A 22,850-nucleotide genomic window follows, 5' to 3' on the forward strand; every position below is an offset into this window, starting at 1 on the left:
TATTCTATTTAAAATTATTTATAGCATTGTTTATTCTGGAGACACTTTCCTCTTTACCAAGGGTTTCCAGGATATCCGGAACGTCCGGTCCTTTCAATTCTCCTACTAAAGACAATCGTAGCGGCATCATCACTTTACCCATACCCAATCCTTTGTTTTCAGCAAAATCATGCATGGTCTGCTTCAATGTTTCAGCGCTGAAGTCTGTAGCTTCAAAAGCAGATGCCAATTCTCCTAAAATTGCGGAAGTTTCCTCATTCCAAGCTTTTTTTGAAGCCTTTTCATCGTAAGAAGTGGGAGCTTCAAAGAAGAATTTTCCGTTTTCATAGATGTCTTTCGGGAAAGTTGCTCTTTCTTTCATCAGATGAATTACTTTTAGCAGCTTCTCATCAGAAGCACCGGAAAAATCAAGATCTGTATTTTTCAGGATCTGAAGAATTTCTTCATCAGACTTCATCTGCATATACTGATGGTTGAACCACTCAGATTTTTCTTTACTGAATCTTGCACCAGCTTTATGTACTTTATGAAGGTCGAATTCCTTGATCATTTCTTCCAAAGGAAGAATTTCTTTATCATCTGCAGGAGACCATCCCAATAATGCTACCATATTGATGAAAGCATCAGGAAGATAACCGTTTTCTCTGTATCCTTTAGAAACTATTCCTGTAACAGGATCTTTGAAATCAAGCGGGAATACCGGGAACCCAAATTTATCACCATCTCTTTTGCTTAATTTTCCTTTTCCTTCTGGTTTTAGAATTAAAGAAAGGTGTGCAAATTGTGGTGCTTCCCACTGCATTGCTTCGTATAGAAGCGTATGAAGTCCTAAAGAAGGCAGCCATTCTTCCCCACGGATCACGTGAGAAATCTCCATTTCGTGGTCATCAATGATGTTTGCGAAATGGTAGGTGGGCATTCCATCATTCTTTACCAGAACTTTATCATCTAAAGTATTTGTATTGACGGAGAATTTTCCACGAATGATGTCTTGAAGGTTCAATACTCTGTCAACAGGCATTTTGAATCTTACGACATAAGGCGTTTTTTCGTCCAATAATTTTTGAACTTCTTCTTCAGAAAGGGCAAGATTGTTTCTTAAACGGTTCCTGGTTTTGTTGTCATACGAGAAAACATCACCTTTTGCTTCATACTCTGCACGAATTGCATCTAATTCTTCTGCAGTATCAAAAGCGATATAAGCATAATCTGTTTTTAAGATCTGCTCTGTGTATCGATCATAGATATCTCTTCTTTCAGATTGTCTGTAAGGAGCATATTTCCCTCCTTTCTTAGGACTTTCATCAGGGATAATTCCACACCATTCTAAAGCTTCTTCTATATATTCTTCAGCTCCTTCTACATATCTTGCGGTGTCTGTATCTTCAATTCTTAATACAAACTCTCCACCTTGATTTTTAGCAAAAAGATAATCATATAATGCAGTTCTTACGCCTCCCAAATGTAAAGGTCCTGTAGGACTTGGAGCAAAACGTACTCTTACTTTCTCCATTTCAATTTTAATTTTTGCAAATTTACTTAAAATTATGCGTTTACGAGATGATTTATAACCCGGTATTGGTTTTTTGACGCTAACTTTTTTATTTATTTCTATAGATTTTCATGAAACACTGTTTAAAAGCTATCAGTCGTATAATGACGCATAATTATTGTAAGCTATAAATGATAATTTAAAACATGTGTTGTGAAAATATAAGCCATAAGCAGACGGGTTGTGTTGGAATTAAAAGTTCCTGGCGTGTTTGATTAAGCTGATTTCTTTACTCTTTTTATTTATTAAATCACAAATATTGATAGTATGTCATTTATTAATAAGAGTTTAATTAAACATTAAATTCACTAAATAATGATATATATCATTATGTGATTACTTTTATCACTGCTTGTTGAATATTATATTTGCCGAAACTTTTAAATATTACTATGAAAAAACAAATTTTATTTTGCTTCAGTAGTTTACTGATGCTTTTCATGAGCTCATGTTCTACAGAAGAGCTGAATACTGAAGTAACACCCGACAGTCCGGCAGCAAAAAACAATCGTTTATCGGCTGCCAAATTTGCAGGAGACGGAATTTATGATGTCTTAGGACATGGGTATAATGTTGCCGGTGAATACGCCAATGCTACTGCAGCGGGTTTTAAAGTGATCGATATTGATCGTTTTAAAACAGAACAGGCAAACAGATTAGTGAGCGAAAACACATTCTCACAGGAATACGTTGAAGAATATGGTGAAAATGCAGAGTCGTATTCTAAAATGGTTTCTACCAAAGTAAATGTTACGGCCGGTATCCCATTGTTTAAGAAAGTACTTTCAGTAGGATTCAATTCTGCAGTGACTACAAACAATAAGTTTGATGCAAAATATATCTACGGAAGCTATAACCTGACGATCAAACAGAAAAGACTAAGATTCAATGCTACAACAGATATGTTGGGAGATTATCTGACTCCGGAATTTGTTCAGGATCTGCAGACAAAAACTCCACAACAGATTGTACAGGACTACGGAACTCACGTGGCGCTTGATATCTATACAGGTGCTAAACTAGATGTTTTGTTCCAGGCAGAAACAAGAAGCCAAAGCCGTGATCGTGCTGCAAGAATAGGGGTGAAAGTAGGGATGAAAGATATTTTTGATGTAGATGTTACCAATGATGTGAACACTGCTGAATCATCCATGAACTATTCTAAGAAATTAGCCTATAAAACTAGAGGAGGGGATCCTTCAAAAGGATTGATAGGAGACCTGAATCTTGATCAGACAAATCCTAAAATTAATATTTCCAACTGGCAGAACAGCTCTAATGCAAGCAATTCAGTTTTGGTAGATTTTGGAAACAACGGATTGGTGATTATTTACGATCTAGTGAAAGATGCGGCTAAAAAAGCTCAACTTAAAGCTTATGTAGATCAATATCTTATTGACAATAAAGTTTATCTTGAGTTCAATACTATTTCAATTTACAGATATTATAACGGATTAGACCATTACTATACAAGAACTGCGGGAAGCTATGGCGGGTATTCTTTTGAAGGAATAGAGTTCAATGCATTCTTATATAAAGCTCCAAATACTGTTCCTATTTACAGATATTATAACGGGAGAGATCACTATTATACAAGAACTCCGGGGTATTACCAAGGGTATGTAGAAGAAGGAATTGAGTTTAATGCATTTGCAACTCAGCAGCCTAATACTGTTCCTATTTACAGATATTGGAATGGTAAAGACCATTATTATTCAAGATCAGGTGTAAGACCATCTGGTTATTCTTCTGAAGGAATTGAATTCTACGCATATTAATTAAATATATTGAAATTTTGCAAGAAGACCGTCTCATTTCTGGGACGGTTTTTTGATGCAATGGTGGCGAGAATTTAATAATAGAGAGTTTTTTCGCTGATAATAGCAATACCGAAAGAATATTTCAAGCAGCCTTATCATTAAAAATGTATTTTTGTAACTTATAAATTGAGAGGATCAATGAAAAAAGCAATCTGCCCTTTTATCATAGGAGATCGATCTCAAAAGCTACAGAAATAAGAGAGGATAATGGTGCTCTTTTTCTGATATTTCTATTGTTACCATTGAGTATGTCTGATAAGATAATGATAGAAGCTAAATAATTTAACTTACTTATTAACAAATGAAAATTATTTTCCACGAAAATCAATTGTGTTATAGGGGAACATCCAATGCCCTTTTTGATTATGCTTATTATAATGAAGAAATGCTTGGCAATGAGTCGATGATTCTTTATCCTAAAAATAGTCCAAATAATGCAGAAGAGGCTATTGGAAGATTTAAAAAGAGATTTGAAGTCCTTGGATATAGTGATATAGAAGAAAGAGATGCTCTTATTAAGAAATCAAATGCGGATCTTTTTTATGCTATAAAATCCGGTGAGAAAGAAACAGATACTCCTCAAGATCTTATTAAAACAGCTATTCATGCGGTTTTTAAATATAATGAACCCTATGGTGATGTGTATGCATATGTCTCTGAATGGCTTGCAAAGACTATGAGTGATGGAAAACTGCCTTTCGTTCCTCATATTGTAGATCTCCCTGAAGTGAGCGGTGATCTTCGTGCTGAGCTGAATATTCCGAAAGATGCAGTCGTATTTGCAAGATATGGAGGAGCAGAAACTTTTGACATAGGTTTCGTGATGGATGCTGTAAAGAGAACCGCACTTAAAAATAAAAATATATACTTTGTTTTTATGGGAACTGATGAATTTGTAAAGAGAAATTTTTTCAGGTCTTACAAGAATATTATTTTTCTTACTCCTACAACAGATGTTGAAAGAAAGGTAAAGTTTATTAATACTTCAGATGCATTTTTGCATGCCCGCACACAGGGAGAGAGTTTCGGAATGGCCGTAGGAGAATTTTCTATCAAAAATAAGCCCATCATAACATGGTCCGGATCTGATGAAAAATCGCATCTTGAAATTTTGGGAGATAAAGCTATTTTATACCGTGATAAGCAGGATATAATGCAAATTTTGAATAACTTCAAGCCAGATCTTAATAAAAACTGGGATTGCTATTCTGAATTATTCAATCCACGGGTAATCATGGAAAAATTTGATAAGGTTTTTATCAAATAATAATAAAAAAAGGCTAGTGTTATTGTGGTAACATTAGCCTTTATTATTTTGATCCAATAGAATTAAAAAAGACTTTTAATTCTCAGCTTTATCTTTTTTGTGAAAGATAAGTTCAGATGAAGTTTTTGCTGAGGATATTTCTTTGAAAACGAGAGAATAAATTCATTAATGTTTTTCGCCGGAAAGAAGGAAAGCTCCTTCCAAATACCTTTATATAAAGGATGGAAATCTAAAAATGTTTTGTAGTTATCAGAATTCACGGTTTTCCAGGAATTTAAAAATGTTGACGTATCAAAATCATTTTTATGCCCCCAGTTATTGATCTTTTCTGAAATTTCCCTTTCTTCCCGTGCCCATGACTGATGAATTAAATAAAAATCTAAAGGGAGAATTCTGCCTTTATTTGTACTTCTTGCATATTCATATTTAGGATTATTGGTAATCAACATACACTTCTCATCAAAAGGGGTAATGACAAAGAAGCCTTCAGTGTTATGCTTAAACAATGTAACAAAGTTTACCTGAAAATTAAATGGGTTTTTAGCTGGATTCTTTAATAAGTATTTCTTTCTTTTCAGGAATTGAGCTAATACCCCGAAGTCATAAGCGTACTCATCTCCATCCATCTGAATATGCCATCCGCCAGATCCCATTTTTTCAGCCATCATATTTCTCTGTCTGGTTTCCAGCTCCATCGGCTGCATCCCCTCAATAAAAAAAGTGTCTTTGTAAAGTATGATCTTATTCTGGGTATCCAATTTTTTTATATCACTGAAAACGCTTTCGGGAATGTGTATATCATTTCCTGCCCAGGTTTTATTATTGGCATCATAGCTTATTACGATACAATCTGCGTGCTCATAAATATGCTGAAGAGATGTAAAGATGTAGGAATAGTCATAAGATAGAAGATATCCTACTTTGATAATGTTTTTTTTATTTCTCATTTTTTATTTTCTCTAAATTGAAATAAAGACCGTCCAATATTCCTTTTATGTAGGCTTTCGCCATGGAAAACTTTCCTTTTTTAAGTGCTTTTCTTGCCAATTTCCAGCGCTCCTTCGTTACATATTTTAAGTTTCCATCGTATAATCTACACATCCAGATTCTGTTTCTGGTGATATAATATTCATAGAAACTACCTTTATCACTGGCAAGATTGAAGGCTTCACAATGGGTGTTTACGGCAATCTTCCATTTGTTATTTTTAAGGAGGCGCAGACACCATTCCGATTCTTCATAATACATGAAGAAAGTGGTATTCATTAAACCTACTTCATCTAATATTTCTTTTCTGAACATGAGTGCGCTTCCATCCACATATTTTATATTGTAGTTATAATGAGGAGCCTGTACAGTATTCTTATCTTTTTCAGAGTTGGTGTGTCCACCCTGAAACCCTTCCTCAGGGAATAGCAGCCCGCCATCTGAGAATATTCTCTCACGAATGTTTCTATAACAGATTCGGGGACCTATTATTCCAATATTGGAAAATTCTTTTAAATCTCTGTATAACTGGCTTATAGTACTGAGTGATATTTCAATGTCCGGATTTAATAGTAAAAAATAATTCTTACCATCCTCTATAGCTTTTCTTATGGCTAAATTATTACCATAAGCATAACCTCCATTATAATCACTTAGAATACAGTTGATCTGCTTTTGAGATCCCAGTTTCTCAATTTCTTTCCTGTCTTTTGAGTTATTATCTACTACATAAATAGATTTTTCCGGGATACCTTCGCTTAATAATGAATTAACTTCCCGATTGGTGTCTTCAAAAGAATTGTAATTCAGTATGATAATTGCTAAATCATCCATTAATGTAAAATGTTTTTCCATTTTTCTATAGCCTTTTCTTCAGAAAAATTATTTTTAAAATATTCTTCAGCCTGTCTTTTCATATCCTGATAATAAGATTTATCTTGTAGTAAAGATATTATTTGATCTTTAAAAAATTCAGGATCGTCATTTACTAAGCATCCATTTGAAGTTTTCGAAGGGAAACCATCAATAGCTCTTTCCGTTCCTACAACAGGAAGTCCATAAGATAATGCTTCTATTACTTTGATTTTGATACCAGTGCCCTCCAGCATTGGACAAATCGCAATTTTTGATTGGTGGTAATATTCCTCTAGGTTTTCTATGAACTCTATTAACTTGACTCCTTCTCTTTCTTCAATATGCTTGCATATCCTTCCAATGATGACAATATTGATGGTGTTGGGAAGTAATGGATATACATGATCAAAGAACCATTTCATTGATTGTACATTGAAAATATTTTCAGACCCAACAAAAATTAAATCATACTTTTTATCAGGATCATTGTTTTCGAAATGAGAGGTGAAAGAAGGAGGAATATTGATGACTTTTTCCCCTAAGAATCTTTTAAAAACAAGGTTTTCATCTTCTGATATGGTGATTACCTTATCAAACTTCGCAAGATTTCTTATTTCCTCATTGAAACGTTTTCCAATATCTAATGATTTGTTTTTGTAAAATTCATTCAGTGTAATCCAGTCATGCGTGTCTATGATTTTTAACGTATTTTTCATAGATTCATTATCAATTAATCCTGTCCAAAATTCATAATTGATGATAATGGCATCATATTTTTCCTTATTGAAAATTGTAGCAAATTCTTTCTTTGCAAAATCTGTTAATAAGTGATTGTATTCATTCGGCTTTTGGTAAAATTTTGATATTTTGTGTTTCCAATAGTCTGATGAAGTTCTTACTTTCGATGGCTTTTGTTTGATTAAAAACAGATTGTCTACAATACTTTTATCTATTTCTGTAGTATCATTTTGAAACTTATAAATCTCAGTGACCCCTACCAAATCAATATGGTACCCTAATTTTTTAAAATAATAAGGGTAGTTCTTGCTCTTGTTGTATTTCCTGCTCTATTTGAAAATGGGTTTTCAGGAAAAAAAAATAGAATTTTCTTTGTCATTACAGAGATTTAATGGCTGAATTAAATTTGTTGATGATCGTTTCCCATGAATAGTTTTTCAATACATATCCTCTAGCTTTATTACCTTCGGAAACCAGATCATCTTGAGTTTGCTCCACATAAAAAGAGAGGGCTTGGGAAAATTCAATACTATTTGTAAAACTTTTTCCGGTCTTGCTCTTTTCAACATGAGAATATAGAACTTCACAGTTTTTATTTACAATGACAGGAACTTTCAATAACATCGCTTCTAATGTTATTAATGAAAGACTTTCATAGAATGAAGGCATGATAAGTGCACTTGCATTCTCCAGTAAAGCATTTTTAAGTGCATGGTCTACAAATCCGGTCAGAATGATATCATCTCCCTGGGTTATTTTTTCATCAAGAGAATTTTTGCCTACCAAAACTAACTTTATATCTCGGTATTCAGGATGTTTTTCTTTGAAATCTTTAAAATATTCAATCATCATGACACAGCCTTTGTCCTCAACAATCCTTCCTATATAAATGAAATATTTGTTCTGATAAAGATCTTGGGGCAATTCACTGGATGTAACGTCATAATCATCAAAACCAATTCCTGCAATTTCAGATTTTAATTTTTGTGACTGAGGGTAAACTTTCTCTACAAAATCTTTTTCAATCTGCGTATTATAGATGATGAATTTTGGCAGAGAAAACAATTGTGAATACCCATCAAGATAAAACTGAGGTTCATCATGTGCAGTTGGGATGAGAATGCTTTTTTCAGCAACTTCCCTAATCCCAATATTGGTAGGATGGTATAAATAGGTGAAGAAAATAAAAGCCTTATAATCTTCTTTTTTTCTTTGATAAAATGAATTAAATCGCTGGAAAACGGACCCTGTACTTCTAACCATTCATTGAAATTAAAATCTCTTTTATTGTATTTAAATCTCTTATACAACAAATAAGGAAAGTTCAAAAAACTAAGTTTCCGGGTATAGTATTTATATAAATTGCGAGCTATTTTACTTAGCTCGTTAAATCTTTTCAGGTCTTTTTTTAAAGTTTTAAACCTTCTTACTTTAATATCATTGATGATTTCAACTCCTTCAGGATAATGATTATCCCAGAGTTCGAATTCTATAGCGCAGGTTGTAATAATTTCAATATCATAGATGGCAGACAATTTCTCAGCGAGTAATCTTGCATGAAGTTCAGCACCTCCATTGATCTCCAATCCATATCTTTGAACAACTATTGCAATTTTGTCTTTCATATAAATAAGATGATGAGTTCATTATTAAAATTTTTATCCATCATATAAGATGATGAACTGGAAAATTAACAAATTAAAATTATTTTCTGCCTTTTTTAAAAAACGCGTTTACTTTTTTTCTTATTTTATTATAAACAGTTCGTTCAAGATAGTTGACTCTCGTATGTAATCTTTCAATTTCACTCAGGTAAAAGACATTGTTTACATCACTACCGCCAGTGCTTTCTTTTTTATCAAAACTATCAATAAAATTCAATCTTATTTTGAAGAGTTCCCCAATGGACTGGATTGAAAAGTTCTCAGCGATCTGAGATTTTGCATTTTCTCTTATTGAAGCCAAAGCATCAAAATTGTTTTTAATATACTGAAGCTTTTCAACGGAATCTTTCAGGCTTGGCTTGGCAAGCGTTAACCCTTCATCAATCAATCCTTTTGTATTGGAAGTTTTGATGAAATCATACTGTATCAGGAAACTGTTGTTTACATTCATAAAATCGAGATTTCCGGAATAGCCTGTTCCAACTACAATTTTTCCATAAGCCATTGCTTCTGCCATTGTAAGACCGAAACCTTCGGAACCGTGAAGCGAGATCAGCACATCAGACTGCTGGATCAGGGAGTGCAGTTTTTCCTTTGAAAAATGCTCATTGATGATGATTACATTGGGAATATTATTGTATGCCTCCAATGCTTTTTGAGCATCTTTACTTCTTTCAAGATTATGTGTTTTTACAATAAGAACACTGTTTTTATCCTCTTTGAAAACCGTTGTGAAGGCCTCAAGCGTAGCTTCCGGATTTTTTCTGATCGTCGTGCTCAAAGAATCGAAAATCGTAAGATAGATCTTTGAATCTGGAGAAATATTATACTGGCTCAGTTCAAAATCTTTAGACTCTGCCATTTTTTGAATCGGATGAGAAAATCTGATCACCGGAATTCCTGTATATTTTGTGAAAATATTCACACAGAAATCACTAGGTACCCACAGCTCATCAAAAACATTTAATATTTCAACGACCTTATCAGAAACCTCAGGAAATTCCCAGGCCCAGTAAATGATATTATAATGATCTTTAAGATTCAGATCCTGATTCTTAGAGAAAAAATTGTTGATAAAATTGATGTTAATGTGGAAAACATTAATCGGATATGATGCTTCAGAACCGCTATCGATTCTTTCAAAAGTTTCACTGGAATAATTGATACGGTTTACTTTGATGCCGATCGTTTCCAATGCTAAGGCATTTAGTCGGGTCGCTTCGGAAATTCCAAAATTACCGTCAAAAAAACCATGATAATTTACACTTAATGACATGGATTATAATGTTTTAAGTTTTTCTTTTACTTCTTCAGGGGAAAATGCTCTCAGACTGTCCACAGAATTCTGGCTTAAAGTATTCCAAAGCTCTTCATCATTATTCAGCTGAATAATAGCTTCTGCAAAACTCTTTTCGTCATTGGCAATCAATACATTTTTTTTATCCGTAAGTTTCATTCCTTCAGCACCGATATCGGTGGTAACTACAGGGAAAAAAAACTCAAAGGCCTGTCCGATCTTTCCTTTTACCCCAGCTCCGAATCTTAAAGGAGCTACCATAATTTTCGAATTCATGAAATGCTCCTCAATGCTTTCCACAAATCCTAAAAATTTAAACTTAGGATATAGTTTAAGATCCAGCTTTTCAGCAACATTTCCGATGATGCTTACTTCCAGTTCTGGATTCGTTTTCCAGACAACGGGCATTATTTTTTCATATAAAAACTTTACAGCATCTATATTCGGTTCGTGGATAGATCCAATGAAAGTAATTCCTTTACTATCACTGAAATTTTTCCTTTCAGAAATATCAATTTTAGGATAATGGATATTGGAAATGGTAATGATCTTATTTTTATCTGCGTACTGGCTCATAATCTCTTTCTCCTTATCAGAGATCGCAATAATGTAATCCAGCTGTGGAGCAACAACCGTTTCCAGGCGGAAAAAATGTTTATAATTTTTCTTTAAAGAAATGCGGCTTGGTTCCAGTTCGATCGCTCTTTTAAATCTTAAAAAATGAATGTCTACCATATCATAAATGAATTTGGCAGAAGGTAAAAGAGCTTTCATTTTTTTGTAGAACAGATTCAGGGCCAGAGGGCCATTGAACCAAACGTAATCTATCTTTTTAAAAGAAGACAGAAAATCATAGATATTTTTATACTTATTGTTCTCTGTATAGACAATAACATTGTGCTGCTGATAAAACTTTACATAAGAATCGTCTTCAAAAATATGGGGAGCGAATAAAATACAGTTATATCCTAATTCTTTGTAAATGAATATAAGTTCTTTCAGTCGGTTGGCTCCGGATTCTTTATCATGGGCAGGAAAATCTCTTGAAGCAAACAGGATTGTTTTTTGGGAAGCGTCATACAGATTGATATTGACGATATCCTGAGACTGAAGATATTTGAGTTTTTCTTTTCTTTCGAAGTGTTTTTTTATTTTTTTTAAGATTCCCATTTGCTAGTTTTTAGTATCCAGTTCAAAAACTTTATTTACCCAACTATCCAAAGTGTATCTGTAATAGATTTCTTCCGGAATTTTTTCGTAAGGTTTTTCAAAAAAAGATTTGTCAAGATTACTAATATTTTTGTTTAAAATCAAAATATTATTGGGATTGTAAAAATCATAGGTTTTAATGGCTTCATTATCAGTAATGATTTTCTTTTCCAAAGACATGGCCTCAAAAACACGGAAGCTAAGCCCATATTGGCCTTCTCGCATCAGGTCAAGCAAGACCTTTGAGTTCTTATAATATTTGGGAAGATCGTTATGAGGAATCTTTTTGATGCTGAAAATCAGAAACAGATTCTTAGGTACGGTCATGAACATATTGGTCAGCTGATGTTTCCATGATTTTTTTCCGATGATCATAATCTGGAATTTCAGCCCTTGCTCAATCAGCTTTTTAGCCAGCAGTTTTATCAAGGAAACCCTTCTATTATCATACGATGTGATATAGAAAAGATCCATTTCCGGTTGCTGAATTTCTTTCGCGCAGTGAGGAAGATAGATGTAATTCGTCAGTTTTTCAAATCCGTGCTTTTTAACATCTATATAATCAAAAGAGAATACTTTGTCAAAAAGATAGAGTTTATCTTCTACAGGAACTCTTTCAAGATTATCATAAAGATAAGTGACCAGGCGGTCTGTGTATTTTCTAATCTTTTTGAGGGTCGAAAGATCAAATGTATCTGGGTTCATCACCAGTATCTGGTCCTGATGTCCCAGTTTTTCCAGGGAATCCAGAACGTATTTTTGTCTTTTTTCAGTCTTAAGATTTTTGCTTAAAAAAGTTTTGCTTAAAGCATTTACTGCTCTTTCATTGAAGTTGGAATGAGTAACGGTACTGATCTTTACATGATGCGCATCAATACCCCGTTTGCATAATGTTTCAACAATATACTTATCATAATCCCAAAAATCATAACTAATGATACAAATCTTCATTCAACTAATTTTGCTCTTTTTTAATGATTCATAGGTTTCATAGACGCTTAAAGATTGCAGGTAAGATAACTGATAGCCTTCTTTACCGTCTAAAACACCAAGTCTCATTATGTAGGCTTTAAAGAATTTAAAAGCTGTTTTAAGATATTGAACTAAAACACTGTACTTTTTCCCTTTTGCAGCCAGTTCTTTACCCTTTAAAATTCCGTAATGAACCATTTTTTTTCTATATGATTCATAATCTGAAACGGAATAATGAAGTAATTTATTTTTAAAAACTCCGATAGTTCCGTTAACTTCCAGAGTTTCATGTACCTTTTTTCCTACCATATACCTAGCCTTCGATTTTCTGAAAAGCCTAAAGTTTTTATCAGACTGTGTTCCTGAAAAATGAATCGGTTTCTGGGCAAAAAAGAATTTCCTGTAAAAATAATAGGCATCCTTTTGCCTAGGTTTATTCATCTCATCTATAATTTCCTGCCTTAAGGCGGGAGTTATCCTTTCATCACCATCCAAAAATAAAACCCAATCATTTTTAGAAGCATCCAGAGCCAGGTTTCTTTGCTTTGTAAAGTCTTCAAATTTATTTTGAATCACTTTTACATGGGGGAATTTCTTTGCAATTTCTACAGTTTTATCCTTACTAAATGAGTCTATTACTATTATCTCATCACAAAAATCAAAAGACTCAAGGACATCCTGTATGTTTTTTTCTTCGTTATATGTTATGATCAAACCAGTTATATTCATTACAACGCTTTGTTTGATAGAGAAGTACACTGATACTTCTTTAAAATCGTTTTAAAATAGTTTTAATCTCCCAAAGATAAGTTTTAATTTGAACTTTATTAGCGAATCTTTGCCTTTTATATCAACCCTGCACAGTTCGTAATGATGCTGTGTAGGGAAATAATTCACCTTATTTCCAATTCTTACTGCAAAATCAATTCCTATTTTTTTCAAAATAGAAAAAAAAGCAGCTTTCTCTTCTTTTTTTGAGGATATTTTCCATACGGATAGGCTAAAACCCTTGAATACTCTATATTATGAGTGTCAAGAACTTTCATATTCCTTTCTAGATCTTTTTCTATAAAATCATTGGAGACATTTTTCAGGTTTTCATGAGCATGACTGTGAAGTGCAATTTCGAAATAATTTTTATCCAGATTTCTGATTTCCTCAAAAGTCATCATGGAATAATTTTTATATCCATTTTCGATAAATCCTGTAGGAATAAAAATGGTAGCCTTAAGATTATACTTTTCCAATAAAGATGGTAAATACTCAAGATTGTTTTTATATCCGTCATCAAAGGTGATAATGATATTTTTTTTCGTAGAAATACTGAGCTCTGAAAAAAACTTGGAAGTATACTTTTTACGGTTCAGATAAGAAAACTGCTGTTCAAGATTTTCCAGACTTATGGTAAGATCTTCATGACTTTCCTTTTCAATCTGATGGTACATGAGAATAACCAGTCTGTTGTATGGGAAAGCAAAAAGATACAGACGGAAATACACGACGATAAATACCGCCAATACAACAGGAATCAAATAAAAGATCATATTATTTTAGCCTTTTTTTTTCAAGTTCCACGAGTCTTATTTTTTCACGCAGTTTAATATATTTCAAAAAGGTGTAATAGGACATCGTTTTGGCAATATAAAACCCAGGAAATCCATCCAGAAAAGCACGTTTGAAAATCAAAACTTTGATAAATTCAAATATTGGGCTTACAATGATTTTGAATCTGTTGATCTTTTTTCCTCTTTCAAACATTTTTTCCGCCATCATATCGGAATATTTATTGATTTTTGAGACATGATGATGGATGCTTTTGTAGGTATAATGATCCAGTCTTCCCTCCAAGAGTCCGGTTTTTTCATCGGTAATCAAAAATTCATGGACTTTATCATCAGAATATGTTGCATATTTTTTTCTGAACAGCCTTTCACGGTATACATTTCCCCAACCTCCATATTTGATCAGGTGAGAACCAAGATGATTGTTGAATTTGGCCTTATACACATTGAATTCTGTGTTTGCTGAAGAAACGATCTTCTGTATAGATCTTTTCAGGGTTTCATCAGGGATTTCGTCAGCGTCCAGAAATAGAACCCATTCATGGGAACATAAACTAAGGGCATGGTTTTTTTGTTCACCATACCCGTTGAATTTTTTCTCAAAAAATTGTACCTGAGGATATTTTTGAGTAGCAATTTCTTTTGTCTTATCCGTAGAAAAGCTATCGACAATGATAATTTCATCAGTTATATCTACTAATGAATCTAAAAGTCTTACGATATTTTCTTCTTCATTATAAGTAATGATTGCAAGGGAAAGAGCCATTTATTTATACTCAAGAATAGTCTTTTCAATAATCTTCACACAATCCAGCAATTGCTCTTCAGTGATTACCAATGGTGGTGCCAGTCTGATGATGTTACCATGGGTAGGCTTTGCTAGTAATCCGTTTTCTTTCAACTGTAAGCAAAGATTCCATGCAGTAGAACTTTCAGGAGTATCATTGATCAGGATCGCATTTAAAAGTCCTTTTCCTCTTACTTTGGTAATAAGGTCTGACTTTTCGATCAACTTGTCTATTTCAGCTCTGAACAGTTGTCCCAATTCTTCTGCTCTTTCAGATAGTTTTTCTTCAGCTACTACATCTAGTGCTGCAACCGCAACGGCACATGCAATTGGGTTTCCTCCGAATGTAGAACCATGTTGTCCAGGTTTGATCACATTCATGATGCTGTCATTGGCTAAAACAGCAGATACAGGATACATTCCTCCGGAAAGTGCTTTTCCTAAGATTAAGATATCCGGCTGTACATCTTCATGGTGGCATGCAATAAGTCTGCCTGTTCTTGCGATACCAGTCTGAACTTCATCTGCAATGAAAAGAACGTTGTGCTTTTTACAAAGTTCAGAAGCATTTTTAAGGAAATTTTCATCTGGAACATATACTCCGGCTTCACCCTGAATAGGTTCTACCAGGAATGCTGCAATATCTCCTGCTTCTCTGCTCAACACTTCTTCTAATGCTGCAATATCGTTATAAGGAATTTTGATAAATCCAGGGGTAAAAGGTCCGTAATTTTGGTTAGCATCCGGATCGTTTGAGAAAGAAACAATAGTAGTGGTTCTTCCGTGGAAATTATTTTCGCAAACAATTATTTTTGCGGCATTTTCCGAAATTCCTTTTACTTCATAACTCCATTTTCTTGCTAATTTTACAGCTGTTTCCACAGCTTCAGCTCCGGAGTTCATTGGTAAAACCTTATCAAACCCAAAAAGAGTTGTAATTTTCTGTTCGTATTCTCCTAATTTAGAATTGTAGAAAGCTCTTGAAGTTAAAGCCAGTTTTTGTGCCTGCTCTACTAATGCTCCTACAATTTTAGGGTGAGAGTGTCCCTGGTTCACAGCTGAATATGCTGAAAGAAAATCATAATACCTATTGCCTTCTACATCCCAAACGAAAACGCCTTCTCCACGATCTAGAACTACTGGAAGTGGGTGGTAATTATGTGCTCCATGTTTGTCTTCAAGGTCAATAAAATACTGTGAGTTTTTTGTTTGTTCTGCTGTTGACATATACTTTGGTTTTTTACAAAATTAATGATAAATATTTAGATGACTTTAAAATAAAAAATGCTGAATTATCTTTAATCCAGATATATTTTAAAGTACATACTGACGAGGAAAAAAAAATACCCTCAAAAACAAGCCCCTGTAGTTTTTATATCTTTTTTTACAGTAGAATAATAAAATACATTTTTTAGTCACGCTGGCTAAAACCTGGTGGTGTATCAATAATGTTACCGTACCGATCCATAAGCATCTGTTCTTCATTAATCAGGTAAAAACCGCTTTTGTATACTCCAAGCATGAATGAATCACTGGTTACTTCTTTATTAAACCTGTCTTTGTCGTGATATTTTTTCAGAATGCCGGGCTTAAATTCTATTTTTAAAAGAGGTTCAAATGTTTTATTCTTCATGATCTCAATAGCATTTGATTTTGTCTTTAAATAGATGATACTGTAGCCTTTATTATAGACGTCTTCAAAATAGGTACTTTGTATAATATCGTAATATCCAATGGCTTTAATCGTGTAATTTTTATCTATAATTCCTGTTTTTTTACTTTTAAAATCTTGGAATCCCATGACATTATTGTAAATGTAATGAGGGTGTGAAAAATACATCAACTGGTCTTTAAAGATGGGTCTCATATTTTTTTTATCAAGGATTTGCCCGAAATTACGGGGCTGATTATAGAGGGTATCTTTTCCCTTATCCAAGATGTAATAATCCGGATTATGTTTGTTAAGCACATCAAAATCGGTATTGATATACGTTCCAAAATCGTTTCTTATAAATTTTCCTTTGGCATTATAAATGTCAAATTTATTCCCATTCGCCGTGTTTTGATATTTTACCTGAAAAAAGTCGGTGCCTTTGATTGAGCTGATGTACTGGGCTTCATTTAGATCTCTTTTTATACAGATTTTTCCCGTTGTTGCATCTACATAACCACTGCTTATTTCTTTTCCGGAAGAATCTACTTCAAAAAATTTTGAATAACGTTCTCTACGCTCCAGATTTTTGAAGTAATCCCATTTTTTAGTCCAGAAATAACCATTGGAATCATCTTTTTTAAGCTGTTTCCAATAGACCTTTTGGCTTTCTAAAAATTTTGGATTATCCAATTGACCATATGCGAAATATTGATACAGAAGAAAATCATCATAAGAGTATTCTGCTATTTTATTATTTTTAAAATCAATAATGGCAAAGCTGGTTGCCTTTTCAGGATCTTTTCCTACGGGAATAGGCTGTACTAAAAACTGATCCTCGTACAGATAAGTATTAGGGTAGTCCGGACTTATAATTATGAAATTTTTATCAATGTAGAATGTTGGATAGCGGTCGTTTCCTCTGTCAAAATTAATTGTTGCTTTAAAAAGGTTAGAATTTTCTACAGAATTGAAAATCTGATATTCATATTTATTTTCACGCTCAAATGTTTTGTTTAAAGAAAAACAACCTGCAGAATTGCCCTCTTTATCAAATTCAATAACAAAAAATTTGTTATAAACTTTTTGAATAGAATGTCCTTTGAATGATTTTATAAACTTTCCTTTTTTTGAGTAAATATCAATGGCTCTTTCGCTATAATTGTTGTCTTTTACCGGGAAATAAGCAAAAAAGTAATCATCATCAACCTGTATGGTTGCATATTTGAACGGAACCAGCATTTCCCCCGAATTTGACATGATTCCCTGTTTCCAGTCTTCTTTCATATAGAAAAAATCTTTGTTGTAGTAATAAGGGTTTTTGAAATCTAGCAGAACATTATTGGTACTATTCAGCTTTTTACCGGTATAGGTGAGAATATCATTTTGTAAATCATATCCTCTTTCACCATCTTTTGAAGATATGGGTATTCTAAGTCTAACAGACACTATGCCATTTCGAAAATCAGAGACGTATTCATAGATAGCGGGGATAATTTCTTTTCCTTTCTCATTAATAAATCCCCATCCGCTTGACGTGAATACTTTTGCTACCTTTATTTTGGAGTTTTTTTCAACAGGCATGAAATCCCCAATCAGTAAGTATCGTTCACTGAATTTGTTTTTTAAGAAATCTCCTTTTACAATAATATTTTCAGGATCATATTTTTTGTACTTCCCTTGAGAAAAGAATGCGATAGGAAAAAATAAGATGAAGAAAAAATATTTTTTTTTCATAGTGATGATAAATAGACATAAAAAACCGTCTCAATATTGAGACGGTTTAAATTTATATCAAATAATCTTAATGATTATCATATTTTTTATCCATTACAAAATCCTCCATGAATTTTGTAGTATAGTTTCCTGCAAGATAATCTTCGTTATCCATCAGTTGTCTGTGGAAAGGAATGGTTGTTTTTACTCCTTCAATATAGAATTCCTCAAGGGCACGTCTCATTTTAGCAATAGCTTCTTCACGGGTCTGAGCCGTAGTGATAAGCTTAGCAATCATTGAGTCATAATTAGAAGGAATGCTGTATCCGGAATATACGTGAGTATCTACTCTGATTCCGTGTCCGCCAGGAATGTTTAATCCTGTGATTTTCCCTGGAGACGGTCTGAAGTCTGCGTAAGGATCTTCTGCGTTAATTCTACATTCGATTGAATGTAATTTAGGATAATAGTTGATTCCTGAAATAGGAGTTCCTGCCGCAAGAAGAATTTGTTCTCTGATAAGGTCATAATCAATTACCTGCTCAGTAATAGGGTGCTCTACCTGGATTCTTGTATTCATTTCCATGAAATAGAAATTTCTGTGTTTGTCTACAAGGAATTCGATAGTTCCTACACCTTCATATCCAATAAATTCAGCAGCTTTTACAGCAGCGTCACCCATTTTCTCACGAAGTTCGTCTGTCATGAAAGGAGAAGGAGTTTCCTCAGTCAGTTTCTGATTTCTTCTTTGTACAGAACAGTCTCTTTCAGAAAGGTGGCATGCTTTACCGAATTGGTCACCAGCAACCTGAATTTCGATGTGTCTAGGCTCCTCAATCAGTTTTTCCATATACATACCTCCGTTTCCAAAGGCAGCAATAGCTTCCTGAATTGCAGATTCCCAGTGATCTTTAAGGTCTTCAGCTTTCCAAACGGCTCTCATCCCTTTTCCACCACCACCAGCAGTAGCCTTGATCATTACCGGGTATCCGGTTTCTTCAGCCACTTTTACAGCGTGTTCGTAAGATTCGATCAATCCGTCGGAACCTGGTACACATGGTACACCAGCTTCTTTCATGGTCGCTTTAGCGTTAGCTTTATCTCCCATTTTCTCAATTTGTTCAGGAGAAGCACCAATAAACTTGATACCGTTCTTCTGACAGATTCTTGAGAAGTTAGCATTTTCAGATAAGAATCCGTAACCTGGGTGGATAGCGTCTGCATTGGTTATTTCCGCAGCAGCAATAATGTTAGGGATTTTAAGATAGGAGTCTTTACTCATTGCAGGGCCAATACATACCGCTTCATCAGCAAATCTTACGTGAAGACTGTCTTTGTCAGCAGTAGAATATACAGCAACGGTTTTGATCCCCATTTCTTTACAAGTACGTAAAATACGCATTGCAATTTCGCCACGATTGGCTATTAATATTTTTTTGAACATCTTCTTAAATTTGAAAATTAGATAATTTGAAAATTAGATTAATGTTATTTGAATGTAGAATTTTAGTCTAACATCTAATGTCTAACATCTAACTTCTAATTAAGATGGATCTACTAAGAATAATGGTTGGTCATACTCTACAGGAGTCGTATCGTCAACTAAAATTTTAACGATTTTTCCACTGATTTCTGATTCAATCTGGTTGAATAGTTTCATTGCTTCAATAACGCAAACTACTTTACCTACAGAAACTTCGTCACCTACATTTACAAATACATCTTTATCAGGAGATGGTTTTCTATAGAAAGTACCGATCATTGGAGACTTGATTGTAATATATTTGCTGTCATCAGATGCAGCTTCAGCTTTCTCAGCAGGAGCAGCAGCCGGAGTTGCAACAGGTGCCGGAGCAGCTACCGCTTGCGGAGCAGTGTGGTATACTGCAGGTTGTGCATAAACAGCATCGCTTCCAGCTAATGGAGTTTTAATAGTGATTTCGAAATCTTTAGTCTTGTACTTCACTTCTGAAACTTCAGCTTTAGATACAAACTTAATAAGATTTTGTATGTCTTTAATGTCCATAAATTTGATATTTGATTTTGGGTCAAAGATACCAAAAAAACGTAAAAAACAACAAAAAACCGCCAAATTTTATCAAAATTGGGCGGTTTTTGTATTAAAATGAGGCTTTTTCAACGAAAAGCGACTCTTAGTTTTCTTCAGTAGCAGCTACTTCTTTTTCCAATACTACTTTACCTCTGTAGTAAAGTTTTCCTTCATGCCAGTGAGCTCTGTGGTATAGGTGAAGCTCTCCTGTTGTTGCATCTTTAGCTAATTGAGGAACTACAGCTTTGTAGTGAGTTCTTCTCTTATCTCTTCTTGTGGACGATTGTCTTCTCTTTGGATGTGCCATTTTCTAATAACTTTTTTAATTGATGAGCGATGAGATTCATCATCTCATCATATTTAAATTATTCTATTTAATTATTGTCTTTTAATTTTCTTAAAGCGTCCCATCTAGGATCACTTTTATGTTCTTCTTCTTCAATTTCCTCAACTTCCTCAACTTCTTTGGGACTGAACTGGTTAAGAATACTAAGATCTTCGTCACTTATATTCGGTGAAACCTTCTTCATGGGAATAGATAGCATTACGTTTTCATAGATCAAATGCGCTATGTTGAATGCATGATCGCTGGTAGGAATCGTAATGACCTCTTCGTTGCTGTCATCATATTCTTCCCCGAAATTCACCAAAATCTTGATTTCATTCTCAATAGGATAGTCAAAATTTTCATTTGTAATATCACAAACCAACTCGACCAATCCTTTTATTTTAATTTCAAATTCTAAGAAAGTAGTGTGTTTATCAAGTAATACATCTACTTTTATTCTAGGATTTGTAAATTCCTGCTCAGTGTCAAATAATTGAAAGAACGTTTTATCTATCTCAAATTTGAACTCGTGTTTTCCGTTTTTAAGTCCGGAAAAGCTTACGTCATAGTTTCTTAATTTGTCCATAAAATGAGTGTGCAAAAATATGCATTTTTTTTATAATAACAAATAAAATCTGAAACAAATTAATTTAAAACTTGTTTTAAAGATTTATGCTTCAGTTTCATCCGGTAGATCTTCGTCTATTCCGTTGTCTGTAACCATTTTTCTAGGCTGAAGACGCTCGCTCATGAGTTCTCTGTACTCACTTCTGTTTTTGAAAATCTTAATAGCAGTGAAGATCGCTTCAGTAAAACTCTGTTCATCAGCAATATTTTTCCCCGCAATATCATACGCTACCCCGTGATCAGGAGATGTTCTGATAAACGGAAGTCCAGCTGTATAATTTACACCTTCCTCATAAGCAAGTGTTTTGAAAGGAGCTAATCCCTGATCATGATACATTGCTAAAACAGCGTCAAAACTTTTATATTTATTCGGTTGGAAGAAGCTGTCTGCAGGAAAAGGTCCGAATGCTAATATACCATTGTCAGAAAGTTCTTTGATGGCAGGGCTAATGATTTCAATTTCTTCATTTCCAATGACACCGCCGTCTCCTGCATGAGGATTTAATCCAAGAACTGCAATTTTAGGCTTTTGAACACAGAAATCTTCTATAAGCGTTTGGTTTAAAACCCTGATCTGCTTCTTTATTTTTTCCTTGGAAATATTTTCAGTGATCTGTGCAATAGGAATATGATGCGTGGATACGGCTACTTTAAGGTCTTCGGTTACCAGGAACATTAATCCCTTTTTGCCGAATTTTTCTTCAAAATACCCTGTATGTCCTGTATGTTTAAAACCCATTTTTACCATCTCATCCTTATTGATAGGAGCGGTTACTAAAACATCAATATCTCCTTTCATCAAAGCTTCTGTAGCGGCCTCCAAAGAATCAATAGCCATTTTCGTGGATTCTTCTGTTGGAACTCCTAATTCTACATTAACGTTCTCCTTAGTAAGGTTTACCATATTAAGTTTCGCTGGCTGAGCCTGCGAAGCTTCGTTGACATAGTTGAAATTAAGATTCAGCTTAAAGATGTTTTTCTGATAAGTGAATAGTTTTCCCGAGCCAAAAATTACAGGAGTGAAAAAATCTGTAATGGTTTTGTCATTCAGAGACTTCATAATGATCTCCGGGCCGATGCCGTTGAAATCACCGATTGAAATTCCTACTCGTACTTTATGGTTTTTTGGGCTCATTTTGATTATCTTTGAAGATTATAATTTACAAATTTAGCAAAAAATAATATGTTCACAGGAATTATTGAAGCAGTTGGTGTTATTGATAAGATTGAAGAAAAAGGAAGCAATATAGATTTTACCCTTACATGCCCTTTTACAAACGAATTAAAAATTGATCAGAGCCTTGCACATAACGGTTGTTGTCTTACGGTTGTAGAGATAAAAGACAATCAATATGTAGTAACAGCTATCAATGAAACATTGGAAAAGACGAATCTTGGAAAGTGGGAATTGGGAACTGTTGTGAATCTGGAGCGTTGCATGAAGATGGATGGAAGACTGGATGGGCATATTGTTCAGGGACATGTTGATAAAACCGGTGAGGTTGTTGGTATTGAAAATAAAGATGGAAGCTATTTCATTACGATGAAGTATGAGAATGACGGAAGCTTTGTAACGGTGCCTCAGGGATCGATCACAGTAAACGGAATTAGTCTTACGGTTGCTAAAAGTGAAGATGCTCAGTTTTCTGTAGCCATTATTCCTTATACTTGGGAATTTACCAATATGAAAAACTTGAAAATTGGTGATAAAGTTAACCTGGAATTTGATATTATTGGTAAGTATATTGCTAGGTTAATTAAAAAGTAG

Annotated in this window: 21 protein-coding genes; 3 read left to right on the forward strand and 18 right to left on the reverse strand. The window is 34.0% G+C overall.

From position 1 onward, the window contains the following. Nucleotides 1-4 precede the first annotated feature (4 nt). Nucleotides 5-1,513, reverse strand: coding sequence for a glutamate--tRNA ligase (gene gltX / locus LF886_RS03695; RefSeq protein WP_236852774.1), 1,509 nt, complete (start codon nucleotides 1,511-1,513; stop codon nucleotides 5-7). Nucleotides 1,514-1,944: 431 nt separating this feature from the next. On the opposite strand from gltX, the gene LF886_RS03700 reads away from it, so the two are divergent. Both LF886_RS03700 and LF886_RS03705 read left to right on the forward strand, forming a co-directional pair. After that, a complete protein-coding gene (locus LF886_RS03700; protein ID WP_236852775.1) occupies nucleotides 1,945-3,330 on the forward strand; it encodes an MAC/perforin domain-containing protein in 1,386 nt (461 codons plus the stop codon). Between the two features lie 343 nt (nucleotides 3,331-3,673). After that, nucleotides 3,674-4,639: a hypothetical protein gene (locus LF886_RS03705; protein ID WP_236852776.1), complete on the forward strand. Its 966-nt coding sequence runs from the start codon at nucleotides 3,674-3,676 to the stop codon at nucleotides 4,637-4,639. 62 nt (nucleotides 4,640-4,701) lie between these two features. On the opposite strand, the gene LF886_RS03710 is transcribed toward LF886_RS03705, so the two are convergent. From LF886_RS03710 to pdxA, 17 genes are all read right to left on the reverse strand, one after another. Then, a complete protein-coding gene (locus LF886_RS03710) occupies nucleotides 4,702-5,586 on the reverse strand; it encodes a hypothetical protein (protein WP_236852777.1) in 885 nt (294 codons plus the stop codon). Further along, nucleotides 5,576-6,481 (reverse strand): glycosyltransferase family 2 protein, encoded by a 906-nt coding sequence (locus LF886_RS03715; protein WP_236852778.1) that lies wholly within the window; start codon nucleotides 6,479-6,481, stop codon nucleotides 5,576-5,578. Before LF886_RS03715 ends, LF886_RS03710 begins: the two co-directional genes overlap by 11 nt. After that, on the reverse strand, nucleotides 6,460-7,482 hold the full coding sequence (locus tag LF886_RS03720; RefSeq protein WP_236852779.1) for a glycosyltransferase family 4 protein: 1,023 nt from the start codon (nucleotides 7,480-7,482) through the stop codon (nucleotides 6,460-6,462). The genes LF886_RS03715 and LF886_RS03720 overlap by 22 nt, the downstream gene beginning before the upstream one ends. 115 nt (nucleotides 7,483-7,597) lie before the next feature. Continuing rightward, the gene (locus LF886_RS03725) at nucleotides 7,598-8,482 is read right to left on the reverse strand and encodes a glycosyltransferase family 4 protein (protein WP_236852780.1); all 885 of its coding nucleotides are present in this window, start codon (nucleotides 8,480-8,482) and stop codon (nucleotides 7,598-7,600) included. Between the two features lie 441 nt (nucleotides 8,483-8,923). Further along, entirely contained in the window at nucleotides 8,924-10,159 is a 1,236-nt protein-coding gene (locus LF886_RS03730; RefSeq protein WP_236852781.1) for a glycosyltransferase, read from the reverse strand. Nucleotides 10,160-10,162: 3 nt separating this feature from the next. Further along, a complete protein-coding gene (locus LF886_RS03735; protein ID WP_236852782.1) occupies nucleotides 10,163-11,350 on the reverse strand; it encodes a glycosyltransferase family 4 protein in 1,188 nt (395 codons plus the stop codon). A gap of 3 nt (nucleotides 11,351-11,353) precedes the next feature. Next, a complete protein-coding gene (locus tag LF886_RS03740) occupies nucleotides 11,354-12,340 on the reverse strand; it encodes a hypothetical protein (protein WP_103232322.1) in 987 nt (328 codons plus the stop codon). Continuing rightward, a complete protein-coding gene (locus tag LF886_RS03745; RefSeq protein ID WP_236852783.1) occupies nucleotides 12,341-13,090 on the reverse strand; it encodes a glycosyltransferase family 2 protein in 750 nt (249 codons plus the stop codon). 209 nt (nucleotides 13,091-13,299) lie between these two features. Continuing rightward, nucleotides 13,300-13,905 carry a polysaccharide deacetylase family protein gene (locus tag LF886_RS03750; RefSeq protein ID WP_236852784.1) on the reverse strand — a complete coding sequence of 202 codons (606 nt, stop codon included), beginning with the start codon at nucleotides 13,903-13,905 and terminating at the stop codon, nucleotides 13,300-13,302. Nucleotide 13,906: 1 nt separating this feature from the next. After that, nucleotides 13,907-14,689, reverse strand: coding sequence for a glycosyltransferase family 2 protein (locus tag LF886_RS03755; protein ID WP_236852785.1), 783 nt, complete (start codon nucleotides 14,687-14,689; stop codon nucleotides 13,907-13,909). Continuing rightward, nucleotides 14,690-15,937, reverse strand: a complete 1,248-nt coding sequence (gene rocD / locus LF886_RS03760; protein ID WP_236852786.1) for an ornithine--oxo-acid transaminase — start codon at nucleotides 15,935-15,937, stop codon at nucleotides 14,690-14,692. Between the two features lie 184 nt (nucleotides 15,938-16,121). Then, complete coding sequence (locus tag LF886_RS03765; RefSeq protein WP_236852787.1) at nucleotides 16,122-18,098, reverse strand: WG repeat-containing protein; 1,977 nt, start codon at nucleotides 18,096-18,098, stop codon at nucleotides 16,122-16,124. A gap of 67 nt (nucleotides 18,099-18,165) precedes the next feature. After that, on the reverse strand, nucleotides 18,166-19,521 hold the full coding sequence (gene accC, locus LF886_RS03770) for an acetyl-CoA carboxylase biotin carboxylase subunit (RefSeq protein WP_236852788.1): 1,356 nt from the start codon (nucleotides 19,519-19,521) through the stop codon (nucleotides 18,166-18,168). Nucleotides 19,522-19,620: 99 nt separating this feature from the next. After that, nucleotides 19,621-20,103 carry an acetyl-CoA carboxylase biotin carboxyl carrier protein gene (gene accB / locus LF886_RS03775; protein WP_103232315.1) on the reverse strand — a complete coding sequence of 161 codons (483 nt, stop codon included), beginning with the start codon at nucleotides 20,101-20,103 and terminating at the stop codon, nucleotides 19,621-19,623. Nucleotides 20,104-20,230: 127 nt separating this feature from the next. Continuing rightward, on the reverse strand, nucleotides 20,231-20,434 hold the full coding sequence (gene rpmF, locus LF886_RS03780) for a 50S ribosomal protein L32 (RefSeq protein WP_002976251.1): 204 nt from the start codon (nucleotides 20,432-20,434) through the stop codon (nucleotides 20,231-20,233). Between the two features lie 67 nt (nucleotides 20,435-20,501). Continuing rightward, nucleotides 20,502-21,041: a YceD family protein gene (locus tag LF886_RS03785; protein WP_236852789.1), complete on the reverse strand. Its 540-nt coding sequence runs from the start codon at nucleotides 21,039-21,041 to the stop codon at nucleotides 20,502-20,504. An 84-nt stretch (nucleotides 21,042-21,125) separates the two neighbouring features. After that, nucleotides 21,126-22,217, reverse strand: a complete 1,092-nt coding sequence (gene pdxA / locus LF886_RS03790) for a 4-hydroxythreonine-4-phosphate dehydrogenase PdxA (protein WP_109739028.1) — start codon at nucleotides 22,215-22,217, stop codon at nucleotides 21,126-21,128. A 48-nt stretch (nucleotides 22,218-22,265) separates the two neighbouring features. On the opposite strand from pdxA, the gene LF886_RS03795 reads away from it, so the two are divergent. Then, on the forward strand, nucleotides 22,266-22,850 hold the full coding sequence (locus tag LF886_RS03795) for a riboflavin synthase (protein ID WP_103232313.1): 585 nt from the start codon (nucleotides 22,266-22,268) through the stop codon (nucleotides 22,848-22,850).

Source organism: Chryseobacterium sp. MEBOG07, assembly GCF_021869745.1.
GTDB classification, from domain to species: domain Bacteria; phylum Bacteroidota; class Bacteroidia; order Flavobacteriales; family Weeksellaceae; genus Chryseobacterium; species Chryseobacterium viscerum.